Below are 12,724 nucleotides of genomic sequence, written 5' to 3' on the forward strand. Positions count from 1 at the left end.
TTAGATTCCGGCCAGTGCTGCTGGTTCTTGAGGCTCGGGCAGGTCCCCGCCCGCCAGTTGTTTAGCCAAGGCAAGTCCCGCGACCATGACCTCCATCGCACGGGTTTTCAGTGCGGGATCGGGGACGCGCAATACATATGCGGGGTGATAGATGGGCACGATCCACCGGCCCTCATGCTGCAGCGCCTGCCCCAGGACTTCTGTAAGCTTGACGTTCTTGCTGCCCACGAGGCTGAGGAGGGCCGTGCTTCCCAAGGCCACGACCACGCGCGGACCGACTTCGCGCAATTCCTGTTCAAGCCAGTGGCGGCAGGCAAGGACTTCCTGCTGGGCAGGAGATTTGTGCAGGCGGCGCTTGCCTCTCGGTTCCCACTTGAAATGCTTGACGGCGTTGGTCAGGTAGAGCGATTCCCGGTCGAGCGCCGCGCGCGCAAGTGCCTCTTCGAGCAGCTGGCCGGCCGGGCCAATGAAGGGCTTGCCCTGGAGGTCTTCCTGGTCGCCCGGCTGTTCTCCTACCAGCATGACGTCGGCCGCGCGATTGCCCTGGCCATCGACGGCTTGCGTGGCGCGCTGCCACAACGGGCAACGGCGGCAGTCCTGCAGGCTCGTCGCTGCCGGGCGCAGCGGCGCCGCCCGCTCGGCAGTGATGGGAATGATGGCGCCGGCGCGCGCGCCAACCGTCCTCGCCTGGCCCACGCGCCGGGCTCCGGTAGCGGCGTCGGCGACCATGGCCGGCACGACCCGTCCTTCCGGAAGGTTCTTCCAATGGCGGGATGGGACATGCGACTGCATGAGCTTTTCATTCAGCCGGCTGGGATTGAAAATGCTGCGGTAGTACGCCAGCCAGAGCGCTTCGCCATCATCCTCGATGTCTTGTTGCCCGCGCGCGACAGGGCCGGTCAATTCGAGCTGCGCGCCGTCCCATGCCGCGGTCGCGTCGGGCGTGGCGATCATCCAGCTCCGGTTGCCCATGCGCGCCGCGAAATGTCGCGCCACCTGCGGCAACACGTCATGCGCCGGCTCGTACCATGCGACGAAGCGCGGACCCGCATCTTCCTGGCGTTCCCTGAAACGTACGTAGGCATGCATGTCGTGTTCCTCGCGCCGGATTGCCTTCAGCATGGAATGCAGGCGGCTGCCGTCGATGTCGGCCTCGGACACCACTTCGTGTTCGCCGCGGTTCCAGCGCCAGACGATCTTGTACAGGAAGGCCCATCGGTCTTCGGCGCGGAAACAGCTGGCCGATTCCAGCTTGACGACAAGCGAGCGGGGCAGCCGGATGCCGGAAGCCTGCATGACGTCCCCGGCGTCCCTGGCTTCCCATCCACCGGAAGGCGCGATGCCATCGAGCAGATCGCCATCCTGACCCGGGGCGCGCCACTGGACCGCGTGCGGAGGCACGCCACGCTGCAGCAAGGCGCGCGCGACCGCCCGCCATGCATCGAAGGTCGCGACCTCCCACGGCGCGGTGGTCACGATCGCATCCATGGCAGTCCGCGCGGCGGCGTTCATGCCGCCTCCAGCGCGGGGAACAGGCTCATCTGCTCGGGCGCATCGGAAAGGGCGCGTCGCAAAGCCTCCGACGGCTGGGTATCATGCGGCGGCCGATAATCGGCGGTCACCACGAATGGCGCCAGCTTCTTCATGCCGCAGCGCAGGCGCACCAGATCGGCATAGCGGACCTGCCGGTGCCGGCGCAGGGCGGCGATGCGTTTTGCATTGCGCAGGCCGATGCCGGGGACGCGGGCGATCATCGCGGGTTCAGCCATGTTCAGGTCGAGCGGAAACTGCTCTCGGTGGCGCAGGGCCCAGGACAGCTTGGGATCGATGTCCAGTGAGAGGTTGCCCTCGGCGGGCAGCAGCTCGGGCACCTGGAAGCCGTAGCCGCGCAGCAGGAAGTCGGCCTGGTAGAGGCGGTGCTCGCGCAGCAGCGGCGGAGGCTTCAGCGGCACCGTGCCGGGACTCTGCGGGATCGGGCTGAATGCCGAGTAATACACCCGCTTGAGGCGGTAGCTGCCATACAGGGTCTCGGCGGTGGAGAGGATGGTCTTGTCATCGGTGGCATCGGCGCCGACGATCATCTGCGTGCTTTGCCCGGCGGGCGCGAAGCGGCCTGAGCCGGGTTCTTCCTTCTTTTCGTCGAGCCGGGTGCGGATGTTGCCCATCGCCAGCTTGATGGTGCGCATGTTCTTTTCCGGCGCCAGCTTCTCGATGCCGGTTTCGGTAGGCAACTCGATGTTCACGCTCAGGCGGTCGGCATACCGGCCAGCCGCCTCGATCAGCGCCGGGTCGGCATCGGGAATGGTCTTCAGGTGGATGTACCCGCGGAAATGATGGTCCTCGCGCAGGCGGCGCGCGACCTCGACCAGTTGCTCCATCGTGTAGTCGGCCGACTGGATGATGCCGGAACTCAGGAACAGCCCGTCGATGTAGTTGCGCAGGTAGAAGGACGTGGTGAGCTTCACCACGTCCTCGACGCTGAAGCGCGCCCGCGGCACATTGGAAGTGCGGCGGTTGATGCAGTACTGGCAATCGTAGATGCAGAAGTTGGTCAGCAGTATCTTCAGCAGCGAAACGCAGCGCCCGTCGGGGGTATAACTGTGGCAGATGCCCATGCCGGTGGTCGCGCCCAGGCCGTCCTGCCCTTGAGACGATCGTTTCGGGGCGCCGCTGCTGGCGCAGGAGGCATCGTACTTGGCCGCGTCGGCCAAAATCTCGAGTTTGTCGCGCAGTTCCATCGTGGTGAAATGAGCTGTATATGGATACAGTATTTTACTCTTCCATCACCGGCGCTGCAGCCACGGGATGCTCTGGAACGGCGAACTTTCCATGCACTCGCAAGATGCCGCGCGACAACGCAAAGGCGCCCGGTCGGCGGTTTCCGCAAGCCATATCCATAGGATGGCGCCTGAGCTTGGCTGGCGCTGGCATCCCGGACCTTCGAACGGATGCCTTGCATGTTGTCGTTCCCTTGCCACGCTCGCCCAAGGTGAGTTTGCGCGGGCGTTGGCATGCAATAATGCGAGAACAAAAAAGAACGGTCCGGAAAGGATCGGCAAGAACGATCAAGCGAGGGCAAGGGAGGGTTGCAGGTGGACGCGGTATGGGAAGAACACAAGGCGCACAAGCGCCGCGAGCAGCGGGCGAAGTTCATGCAGCGCCTGCAGGATGTGGCCGCCGGCGTGCGCGGCAGCACGAACCTCGATGACATCATGCTCGGACTGGCGAGCGACATCCGCGGCTTGTTCTCCTGCGACCGCATGACCATGTACGCGGTCACGCCTTGCCGGACCAGCATCAAGTCGCGCATCAAGACGGGAATGACCGGCTTCAAGGATTTCTCGCTGCCGATCTCCACGAACAGCATCGCCGGATTCGTGGCGATGCATAAGCGGACCTTCAACATCGCGGACGTCTACGACGAAGACGAACTCCGCATGCATTCCAGCGAACTCCGTTTTCTCGACGCGGTCGACAAGCGGACCGGTTATCGCAGCCGTGAAATGGTGGCTGCTCCCATCCTCGGCAGCCGCAACGGAGAACTGCTCGGGGTGCTGCAGATCATCAACAACCGGCTTGGCGGGCCCTTCGACCCGATGATCGAAGAGGGCGTGCGCGAACTCTGCCTGGTCCTTGGCACGGTATTCGAAGACCGGCTTGCGGAACCCTTGCCGATTACGACGCGCTACGATCCGCTCGTGGCGCTCGGTTTCCTCGCCGGCCCGGAGCTTGAACTCGCCAAGCGCTCCGCCCGCCGCAAGATGGCCAGCCTCGAGGACGTGCTGCTCGACGAATTCCAGGTCGGCATGGACGCGCTCGGCGCCGCCTACGCGCACTTCTTCGGCGTGCCTTATGAAAGCGGAAGCGCGATCGATCGCCTGCCCGCCCTGCAGCAGAACATCAGCCGGGAATATGCCGCGCACAATGGCTGGGTCCTCACGGAGGCCGCCGACCGTTCGCTGGTCGCCGCCGCGCTCGATCCCGACCGCCTGCGCGCAAGCCGCGGCGTGGAAAACCTGTTTCCCGGACACGCCGTGGAATTGCGCGTGACCACGGACCGCGCATTCGAGCGCCTCATGGCGGCATGCTACGGTTCCGCGGCAGCCGTGCTTCCCGAGCCGGCGCAGGCGATGCTGGAGCAGTTGCAGCGCGTGATCGCGGAAGCCCTGGTGAAGTCCTCGGAGCTGAGCGCCTGCGTTCGCCCGGGTTCGGCTCGCCTGGAATGGCCGGGAGCGCGGCAGGCCGCGGCCGATGCGCCTGCAGGCAAGGGCATCGTTACCTTATCCATCGACATCCAACTGACGTAGCAATCACATGGAAAACTCATCGCGCCACGAGCCCTGGCGTCCAAGGCCATTTTCCGTCGCGGTGCTCGAGAGTGACGACACCCTGGCGGATGCGCTGTGCGACCTGCTGCGGGAGAGCGGCTTTACCGCCGCCTGCTTCGCGGACGTGGCATCCCTGGCGGAAGCGAGGATGGCGTCTCCCTTCGATGCCTATGTGCTCGACTTCCTCGCCGACTGGAGCCCCGGATCAAGCGCCCTCGAGCGCCTCGTCGATGCCATTCGCGCGGGCGAGGAAAAGGATGCGCCGATCTTCGTGCTGGGAAACCAGCCGCACCCGGAGCGGGTGGACCGCCTGTCCGGCATCCTGATGGACCACCGTATCCGCTACCAGCTCAAGCCGGTAAAGACGAGCTATCTGGCAAGGCAGGTGACCGAAGCGGTCGCGAAGTGGGCCGGGCTGTGATGGCCGCCAGCCCGCTTCAGGGGCTGGCGAGGTAGACACGTCACTTCATCCCGGCGGCGGAGAAGGTCGCCTGGTAGGCATAATCGCCGGGCTGCAGCGAGGCGAACTGGACCGAAGCGCGATATTCGTCCAGCGGCACGACCTTCGCTTCCGGCGCGCCGATCTTCACCGGCTTGATGGCCAGGGTCGCATTCTTCTGCGGCAGCATCATGATCACGCTGGCGCCGTTGAGCGGCTTTTTTCCGGTGACGGTAATGTTGAATTCCAGGCGGCGGCCGCTCTTGCTGTAGGACAGCTTGAACCGTTCCCTATCGCGCCACCATTCCGCCACCTCGCCGGCCGATGCCAGCCAGATCTTGTTCTTCCTTTCCTTGATGTGCGGCAGCAGGGTTTCCATGGACTTGGCGAGCACGCCGTCCTTGTGGAAGCTCTGCGTGTGCACGCTCAGCAGGCCGAGGCCGCCGTTGTCCATCGCGACATCGAAATCATCGACCAAGGCCTTGGTGTACTGCTCGATGGACAGGTTCTGGCCATTGAGGTTGATGTCATCGCGCTGGGTACGCGGCAGGATGATCAGGGTATCTTCGAGGGGCACGTCGTCCATCTTCAACACCAGCGGCAGGCGTGCGTCGGAGCGGCTCGGATCGGCGGTATGGTGGCGCATGCCAGCCTTCTGCAGCAGCACTTCGGTGGTGGCGTCGTATCCCTCGAGCGGCGCGCGGAAGCCGGTCAGCTTCTTGGTGTTCTCCACCACGGTCGCCATCTCCGCCTTCATGATTTCCAGGCGCTGCTCCTGCAGCCGGGCGGGCTGGCCCTTGAAGCTGTCGTGCACGTCGGCGTGGTAGCCGACCTCGAAGTCCTGCGCGAGCTTGCCCAGGATGTCGGGATAACGCCGGCCGACCGAGGTCAGGACGTAAAAGGTCGGGCGGTAGTCGATCTTCTTCGCCATCTCGGCAAAGACCATGGCATTCGGGAAGCTGTCCTCGGTATCCATCTCGATGACCTCGGCCGCCTTGCGAGCCTGCGGCCAGGCGGCGCGCACCAGGGCCGGGTCGCGCTGCAGCCACTGGATCGCGTCGTCGATCACGTCGTACATCAGCAGCGGCCGGCCTTCCCACACCGACTCGGAAAACGCGAAGAACACCGAACGGCTGGCGCCCGGCGTCGGTTCGGCATAGACGATCGCGCCTTCTTCCTTGCGCTCCTCGTCCTGGATCCGCGCCCAGTTCATGAAGCGGCCGGCCACGTTCTCGCCTTTCAGGCGCAGCAGCGTCTCGGCAGTCTTGATCAGGGCGATGCGCTGCCCGGCGGGCTGCGTATGCGTGACCGGCGATTCGCCATTGAGGACGAGGTAGCCTGCCTCGGTGGTGGCCGGAATCTCGCCGACCATGCGCGCGCCGTTCGCTTCGAGGAACTGCCAGCCCGACCAGTCGCCCTTCGCGTTGCGGGCGCCGCTCGCCCAGGTCGCCAGCAACGAACCGCCGCGGCTGCGCAAGGCGGCGATCTCGGTGCGTTCGCTGTCGCTCAGCGCGACAGCGGATGGCAGGATCAGCACCGCGTCGGAAAAATCATGGAGATCGGCCGGGTCCTTGACTTCGGCATAGCGCAGCTTGCGGTTGGCGAAGTAATTCCGCCATGGCACGAGCAAGGTGTCGTAGTTGCCGCCACTCTGGGCGAAGAAGCTGCGCGTGCTGGGCGACGCGTAGAGCACGATCTGCCTGCTTGACTGCGCGACGGCCGCCACGGCGCCGTTGATACCGATCATCGGCACGCTCCAGCCGAGCGTCTGCATGACCGTCATGTAAAGCAGGGCAGGCAGGCCCAGGCCGAGCACGATCATCAGCGGCAGGTAGGTGCCCAGCCGCTTGAACAGCGGCTTCCTGGAACGGCGGAAATCTCTTTTGTCTTTCATCGAGTGCGAATCTGGTCAGTTAGGCGCGAATCTCATTCCGCCTTGGCCGGTTCGGCCGGCGGCAGGTAGCGCTTGAGGAAAACCGGCTCTTCGTGTCCCGGCCCGGTCGTGGATTTCTTGGCCTTGGGACGGCGCTTGTCGCGCAGCTTGAAGGCGGCGTAGGCGCCCACGCCCACGACGGTCGTACCGATCGTCGTCACCAGGATGACGGTTGCCAGAATTGAAACGAGATCCATGTCAGAGCTTTCCTTCCCGATCGAGCTTACCCCAGGTCATGGCTTGGCCGCGCCATTCTTCAATTGTCGCCAGGACCTTGGAGATGTCAATGATATTGATGTAAAAGAGCCGGAACATGACCGCGTAGAAGATCAGCGACGGTTCTTCTTCCTCGATGATGACGCAGTATGCCGCCGCCACGACGTCGAGGATGGTGAGCTGCAGCCACCAGTAGAAAAGCAGGGTGGCAAGGCCATAGCGTACGCCGACGTAGGCGAAGAACAGGTTGCCGAGGATGGTCGAGAACGGCCACATGATGCCTTCGAAGAGCATGTACCACAAGATCAGGCAATTGATGCCCGCCTTGCGCGGCTGCCACAGGGCGTCGCTGTGCTTGCTCGTGGCCTGCAGGATGCCGCGCGTCCAGCGATAGCGCTGCTTGAGCAGGTCGAGCAGCCGGCTCGGCGTTTCCACCCAGGCGATCGCCAGCGGCTCGTAGGCGATGTGCCAGCCTTGCATCAGCAGCTTGAGGGTCAGGTCGCAATCCTCGGCGAAGGTGTCGTGGTCATAGCCGCCCACCTGCTGCAGCACCGACTTGCGGAACACGCCCAGCGGCCCGGGAATGATGTTCACCGAGCGCATGAAGCTCTGCGCCTTGCGCGCCATTGCCAGGCCTTCCACATACTCCAGCGCCTGGATGCGGCTCCAGATGTTTTCGCGGTTGATCACCTTGACGTTGCCTGCGACCGCGCCGATGCGCGGGTTTTCGAAATGCTTGATGCAGGCGCGCAGCGTGTTGTTCGACAGCTTCGAATCGCCGTCCATGTTGAGGATGAACTCGCCGCGAGCGGCCGCCATGCCGGTGTTGAGCGCTTCCGCCTTGCCGCCGTTGCGCTTGGTGATCACGCGCACCGGGATCTCGAACTGCTCGCGCGCCACGGCGATGGCTTTTTCATAAGTGTCGTCGGTCGAGCCGTCATCGACGACGATGACCTCGAAGTTGGGATAGTCCAGTTCGAGCAGCGATCGGATCGCGGCCTGGATGACCAGTCCTTCGTTAAAGGCGGGGACCACCAGGGAAACCATCGGCAGCGAGGCATCGTCGGTGTACTTCGGCGCTGGCGCCTCGCGCTTTCCGTACAAGCCTTCGATGTGGTCCATGAAGGAATACAGGATGAGGATGGCGTAGCGCGCCACCAGGATCACGAGGAAGGCGAGCAGGTAGAACGTGATGGCGGCCAGCACGTAGCTTTCCAGCAGCACGCTCATCGAGCCCTGGGACTTGCGCACCGTGTCGTAGCTGACCGCCAGGATCACGGCGAAGCCGAGCACGGCCGCCGTCGCCCAGGCGTAGCGCGTGAACTTGGCCGTTACCAAAGTTTCTCCACGATGACGTTCGCCGACTTGGCCCGGTAGGGCGCGCCGTTGCGGCGGCTGGCCATGCTCCACAGCGAGAATCCCGCGCTCATGTCGGTGGCGATCCAGTACTTGCCGCCCATGCTCGCGCTCCAGCTCTGTCCCGCCTCGCCATAGAGGCGTTCGCCCACCTGGCCCGAGGCGTAGAAGGTCGCGTCCGGCGAATCCCACTCCGCGGTCAGACCGCCGTAGACGGTGCCGAAGCCCTCGTTCGGCGACCAGTAGGCCGGGCTGAAGAACTTAGCCTCACGGAATTCCATGCCGGCGAAAGGCTTGACATGATTGCCCAGCGGGCGCCAGTTCGAAGCCAGCCGCAGCGAGCCGGTCGTGATGTTGTTGCCGTCCGAGATGTTGTAGCGGTCCAGCCTGCCGGTGACGTTGCCCAGCGAACTGGCGCGCGTCGCCTGCAGGCCGATGTGGGTGGCGGAAAGGTTGGTGTTGATGGCAAGCGGATTGGTGGCCAGCACGCCCCAGTTCACCTTGCTCACTTCGAGGATGTCTTCGTTCTCGCCGACCTTGACGCTGACGCCGCCATAAAGCCCGCGGTCGGCGCCGTTGTTCGACATGCCGATCTCGAAGGTCGGCTTGAGCTGGAGATTGTTTGCCTGGTAACGCCCGGTGAAGACATTCTCGTGCTCGTCGAGGTTGCTGCTGATCTGGCGATCCTTGAAGCGCGCGACTTCGACTTCATAGACGTTCGGCCCCTTGCCGTCGTGCCAGCGGTGAGTCAGCGTGCCGGACTTGCGCCGGATGTCGGAGGAATCCTCGTAGCTGCCGACGTTGAGCGTGGTGCGCGGACGGAGTTCGCGCATCGCGAGCGCGACGCCCTCGTTCGCGCCGGCATTGGACGCATCCGCGGCCAGCACTTCCTTGTACATCGGCAGTGCGAGGTCGTCGCGGCCGCGCCAGCGGTTGATGTTGGCGATGCCGATCTTGGCGTCGTTGGCGTAGGCGCCGCCGGTGAGCGACTGATAGATGCCTTGCGCTTCCTTGAGGCGGCCGGTCCACGCAAGCGCGTTGGCAATCATGAGGCGAACCTCGTCGTCCGGCTTTTCGGTGGCGAGCAGCGCCAGGCCTTCGGTGCCGACCTCGTAGTATTTCTCTTCGAGGTTGAGGTCGACGATCGCCTTGGCGGCGGCGGAGCGCGCCGGTTCCGGCGCCGCGGCCTCGGGCTTGGCTTCGGTAGCCTTGGGCGCGGAGGGGCGCCGGTCGACCACGGCCGCGCCGGTCGGGCTGATGTACTGTGACTGCGAGATCAGCGGACTGGGCACGTAGGGCAACATCGCCTTGCCGCGCGGTGCGGTCGCCGAGCCTTGTGCGGCTTCAGGAACTGCTGGAGCGGCAGGAGCAACAGGAGCGACGGGAGGCCGGGGCATGTTCTGGTAAGCCTGGGCCACCTGGGGCGTCGGCTGGTAGGCCGACGAGGGCGATGTCTGGGCAGCGGGCTGCGGCATCTGCGGCAAGGGCGCGGCCGGCAGCGGCGCGGCGGCTTGCGGCATGGAAGCAGAGGTGGCTGCCTGCGGGGCAGGACGGCGCGATGCACGGAGCGCCTGCAGGCGCGTGCGCGCCGTGTCGGCATACGGCGTGCCTTCGAGCGCTTCTAGCTGGGCGATCGCTTCCTCGGTGCGGCCAAGCCGCTGCAGGCTGTCTGCGACCACGAAGCGCAGCTGGTGGTTCCAGGGCTTGACCAGCAATTCGTTGAGGCCGCGGCTCGCGGCCGCCTCGTATTGCGCCTGCCGGTGCAGTTCGAGAATGGCGCCGACCGCCGGATCGTTCTGCGCGAGCGCCGCCCCTGCGGGAAGAAGCAGGCTCAAGGCGAGCGGCGACAGCATCCGTGCAAGGCGCGATGCCCGGCCGCGGGGCTGGCTGGATGTGTCGGAGGTTGGCGTCGTTTTCGTCATGGAGGCTGGCGGTGGTCGGACGGCGCGGCAGGCGGTCGGACCGTTCCGCCGCGCCGTGCGCAGATCATGGGTTCGCGGAACTGGTCGTTTCTTCTTTCTTGTCGGAGGTCGCCGAGCGGCGCGTGGCACGCGGAGCCTCGCGCTTGCCGAAGCGGTTTTCCACCGGCGTGCCGGAATAGGAATAGCGCTGTTCGTCCGTTGCGTCTTCCTGGGCGGGCGGCGTCATGGCCGCGCGCGCCGGAGATGCCATGGGCGCAGTCGTTGCCGGGGCACTGGCTGTCACTGCAGGCGCTGCCATTGCCGGCACCGGGGCCGGGCGGATTCCAGCCGGCCGCGCCATCGGCGGGACCACCGGTTGGACCGGCACGGAAACGGAGATCGACACCGGCGGCGCCACGGAAGCGGGCGTTGCAGCCGGCGCCGGGTTGGCGGCGGCAACGGTCGCCGGCCTGGCGCGCTGGGTATAGGTATCCACCGGCGCATGTGGTTCATTCGCCTGCGGCGCGGGTGCGACGGGGGCCGCGGGCTCTTCCGGTTCGGCCTGTGCCGGCATCTGGGGAGAGAAGTCGGGCAGGTTGCCTTGCTCGGCGGCGCGGGTCAGCAGCCCCAGTTCCATCTGGATGTCGTCGCGGCTGACGAGGAAGCGCAAGTCGTCGAGCACGTCTTCATGGGGGCGGCCGAGAATGCGGTTCAGGGTCTGCAGCAGCACGGCTTGCGGGCAGGCGTTGAGGAAGATGAAATAGCGTTCGCCGTCCGAGGTCACCAGGTCGCCCGCGCGGGAGATCGAGCTTGCCGCGATGGTGGGGGCGATGCCGGAAACATCCTTCGCCCTTGCCACGACCAGGGCGAAGGGAATGCTGAGGGTTTCGGCGCGGCCGAGCACCACCTCGACCTCGCGCTGGAAACGGCCCGGCGCGAGATAGCCGCGCAGCCGGGTCGGCAGCACGCTGCCCAGCGCCGCTTCGAAGTTGATGTTGACGTCCCGGCTGAAGACCTGGCCGCGCAGCGATTCGATGAGCAGCGGCAGGCGGTTCGGCGCGACGTCGCGGTGCACCACCAGGTTGACGCCGAGGCGCAGCAGCAGGGCTTCGTTCTGGTAGCGCAGCGAGGAATTCTTTTCCTGCACGACGATGCGCGCATGCTTGCCGAGCGTGAGGCGCAGGGTGTGCACCGCTTCCGCGAGCTGGCGGATGTGCGTGTCGCGCTGGAAGCTGAGGATCAGGGTGGCGGTACGGATGCCCTGGCTGGCATGCACCAGGCCGACCACGGTATCCACGCGCTGCCAGATGCCGGGCAGCTGCTGCGCGAGGTTGCCGAGCTCCGGATCCATGTAGAAGAAGTGCGGATCTTCCTCGGGCGGCGGCAGGTCGGCCTCGCCTTCGGCACGCATGGCGGCTTGGCCGGCTTCCACCAGCGGGGCGCTGCTCGCCTCGTAGAAACCCGATTCGTGCCGCAGCAGCGAATAGCTGCGTCCGGCGATGGTGCCTTCCGGCGATTGCCAGTAGTCGAAGCCGAGTTCCAGCCCATTCTTTCCGGACGACAGCCGCGCCATGCCGGTCAGGCTGTCCATCAGGGCGTGGATCGTCGCGAGCTGCGCGCCGGTCGCGCGCGAGAACACCAGCAGGGCGGTGATGTTGTGCTCTTCGTACCATTGGCGCAGGATGTCGATCTGGTCGAGCGCCAGTGTGACGTCATGCAGGGCCAGCAATTCATCGGCCTGGTCGAACAGCATGTAGCTGTTGTCCGGCACGTCGAGCAGTTGCTCCAGTTCGCGCACGAAGCTGTCGGCGCCGAAGCGGAACATCTTTTTCGGGAATTCGTCCTGCATCTCGAACACGCCGAGATGGCCGGATGCCAGCAGCGCATGCATGTCGAGCTGACCGAAGGAGCGGATGCGCTCGACGAACAGTTCGGGATTCGAGGGAACGACGACGGAGCAGGGAATGCCGTCGGAAATGGCACTGGCGAGGTTGGCGGCGAGGATGGGAAAGCGGGCCGGGGGCGTCTCGGCGATCATGGCATAGAGGCCGCCCGTATTCATGCTGTTGGTCAGGTTGGGCAGGCCTTGTATGCCGAGCCGGACGGGAGGCAGACCCTGCATGTCGGGGGATGTTTCATTCATGGCAGCAAGCTCCTCTTTTCTCGTTCCGGTCGACATCCGGATTCCCGGCACCTTGCGTCGAAAGGGTGCCGGCGGACTGTCTTCATCTGGCATGGACGCCGGGTTCTTTCCATGCGAAGCCGCATCTCGTGTTTTGCTTGTATCGGCGTTGCAGCTGACCTGGTCGCGCTACACAAAAAACGCTGCAAAGTCAGGGCTGAACTTTCCGAAGTTCAAGTAAAATTTTAACCCGAATTGCGGATTCGCAACTCTGGTTGTTGCGTTACATGTTTGTTTCTTCCCCTATTTCAGACGTTTGCCATCAAATAGTTGGCGTAACGATGGCATTGATGGCATGTTTCCCGTCATCAGGCAGACCGGTCCCCGTAGAAATGGTTCCCATAGGCAACAAGATGAGCGCAAGGTGTG

At 64.9% G+C, this 12,724-nt stretch carries 10 protein-coding genes; 3 read left to right on the forward strand and 7 right to left on the reverse strand.

The window, feature by feature from the left end; all coding sequences use genetic code 11:
• Positions 1-1,512, reverse strand: coding sequence for a UdgX family uracil-DNA binding protein (locus tag G3574_RS02870; protein ID WP_163960506.1), 1,512 nt, complete (start codon positions 1,510-1,512; stop codon positions 1-3).
• The gene (locus G3574_RS02875) at positions 1,509-2,738 is read right to left on the reverse strand and encodes a putative DNA modification/repair radical SAM protein (protein WP_163960507.1); all 1,230 of its coding nucleotides are present in this window, start codon (positions 2,736-2,738) and stop codon (positions 1,509-1,511) included. The genes G3574_RS02870 and G3574_RS02875 overlap by 4 nt, the downstream gene beginning before the upstream one ends.
• A gap of 354 nt (positions 2,739-3,092) precedes the next feature.
• Between G3574_RS02875 and G3574_RS02880 the strand changes: the two genes are divergently transcribed.
• Together G3574_RS02880 and G3574_RS02885 are read left to right on the forward strand one after the other, a co-directional pair.
• Positions 3,093-4,307, forward strand: a complete 1,215-nt coding sequence (locus tag G3574_RS02880) for a GspE/PulE/PilB domain-containing protein (protein WP_163960508.1) — start codon at positions 3,093-3,095, stop codon at positions 4,305-4,307.
• A 7-nt stretch (positions 4,308-4,314) separates the two neighbouring features.
• The gene (locus G3574_RS02885; protein ID WP_163960509.1) at positions 4,315-4,749 is read left to right on the forward strand and encodes a response regulator transcription factor; all 435 of its coding nucleotides are present in this window, start codon (positions 4,315-4,317) and stop codon (positions 4,747-4,749) included.
• Positions 4,750-4,789: 40 nt separating this feature from the next.
• Here the strand turns inward: G3574_RS02885 and G3574_RS02890 are convergent, their stop codons facing one another.
• The 5 genes from G3574_RS02890 to G3574_RS02910 form a co-directional block, all read right to left on the reverse strand.
• The gene (locus tag G3574_RS02890) at positions 4,790-6,661 is read right to left on the reverse strand and encodes a polysaccharide deacetylase family protein (protein WP_163960510.1); all 1,872 of its coding nucleotides are present in this window, start codon (positions 6,659-6,661) and stop codon (positions 4,790-4,792) included.
• Positions 6,662-6,693: 32 nt separating this feature from the next.
• Positions 6,694-6,897: a hypothetical protein gene (locus G3574_RS02895; RefSeq protein WP_163960511.1), complete on the reverse strand. Its 204-nt coding sequence runs from the start codon at positions 6,895-6,897 to the stop codon at positions 6,694-6,696.
• A gap of 1 nt (position 6,898) precedes the next feature.
• Positions 6,899-8,254, reverse strand: coding sequence for a glycosyltransferase family 2 protein (locus G3574_RS02900; protein WP_205609641.1), 1,356 nt, complete (start codon positions 8,252-8,254; stop codon positions 6,899-6,901).
• On the reverse strand, positions 8,248-10,194 hold the full coding sequence (locus G3574_RS02905; protein ID WP_163960512.1) for a hypothetical protein: 1,947 nt from the start codon (positions 10,192-10,194) through the stop codon (positions 8,248-8,250). Before G3574_RS02905 ends, G3574_RS02900 begins: the two co-directional genes overlap by 7 nt.
• 64 nt (positions 10,195-10,258) lie before the next feature.
• The gene (locus tag G3574_RS02910) at positions 10,259-12,316 is read right to left on the reverse strand and encodes a BcsE family c-di-GMP-binding protein (RefSeq protein ID WP_163960513.1); all 2,058 of its coding nucleotides are present in this window, start codon (positions 12,314-12,316) and stop codon (positions 10,259-10,261) included.
• Between G3574_RS02910 and G3574_RS02915 the strand changes: the two genes are divergently transcribed.
• Positions 12,315-12,536 (forward strand): hypothetical protein, encoded by a 222-nt coding sequence (locus G3574_RS02915; protein WP_163960514.1) that lies wholly within the window; start codon positions 12,315-12,317, stop codon positions 12,534-12,536. The two genes, G3574_RS02910 and G3574_RS02915, sit on opposite strands and share 2 nt — an antisense overlap.
• Positions 12,537-12,724 lie beyond the last annotated feature (188 nt).

Origin of the sequence: Noviherbaspirillum galbum (assembly GCF_010974945.1) — a bacterium.
Lineage (GTDB): Bacteria > Pseudomonadota > Gammaproteobacteria > Burkholderiales > Burkholderiaceae_D > Noviherbaspirillum > Noviherbaspirillum galbum.

What these genes read in the sequence shown, in the direction of transcription:
- G3574_RS02870 (WP_163960506.1), bottom strand. Translation starts at nt 1,512, where the DNA reads ATGAACGCCGCCGCGCGGACTGCCATGGATGCGATCGTGACCACCGCG.
- G3574_RS02875 (WP_163960507.1), bottom strand. Translation starts at nt 2,738, where the DNA reads ATGGAACTGCGCGACAAACTCGAGATTTTGGCCGACGCGGCCAAGTAC.
- G3574_RS02885 (WP_163960509.1), top strand. Translation starts at nt 4,315, where the DNA reads ATGGAAAACTCATCGCGCCACGAGCCCTGGCGTCCAAGGCCATTTTCC.
- G3574_RS02890 (WP_163960510.1), bottom strand. Translation starts at nt 6,661, where the DNA reads ATGAAAGACAAAAGAGATTTCCGCCGTTCCAGGAAGCCGCTGTTCAAG.
- G3574_RS02895 (WP_163960511.1), bottom strand. Translation starts at nt 6,897, where the DNA reads ATGGATCTCGTTTCAATTCTGGCAACCGTCATCCTGGTGACGACGATC.
- G3574_RS02905 (WP_163960512.1), bottom strand. Translation starts at nt 10,194, where the DNA reads ATGACGAAAACGACGCCAACCTCCGACACATCCAGCCAGCCCCGCGGC.
- G3574_RS02915 (WP_163960514.1), top strand. Translation starts at nt 12,315, where the DNA reads ATGGCAGCAAGCTCCTCTTTTCTCGTTCCGGTCGACATCCGGATTCCC.
- G3574_RS02910 (WP_163960513.1), bottom strand. Translation starts at nt 12,316, where the DNA reads ATGAATGAAACATCCCCCGACATGCAGGGTCTGCCTCCCGTCCGGCTC.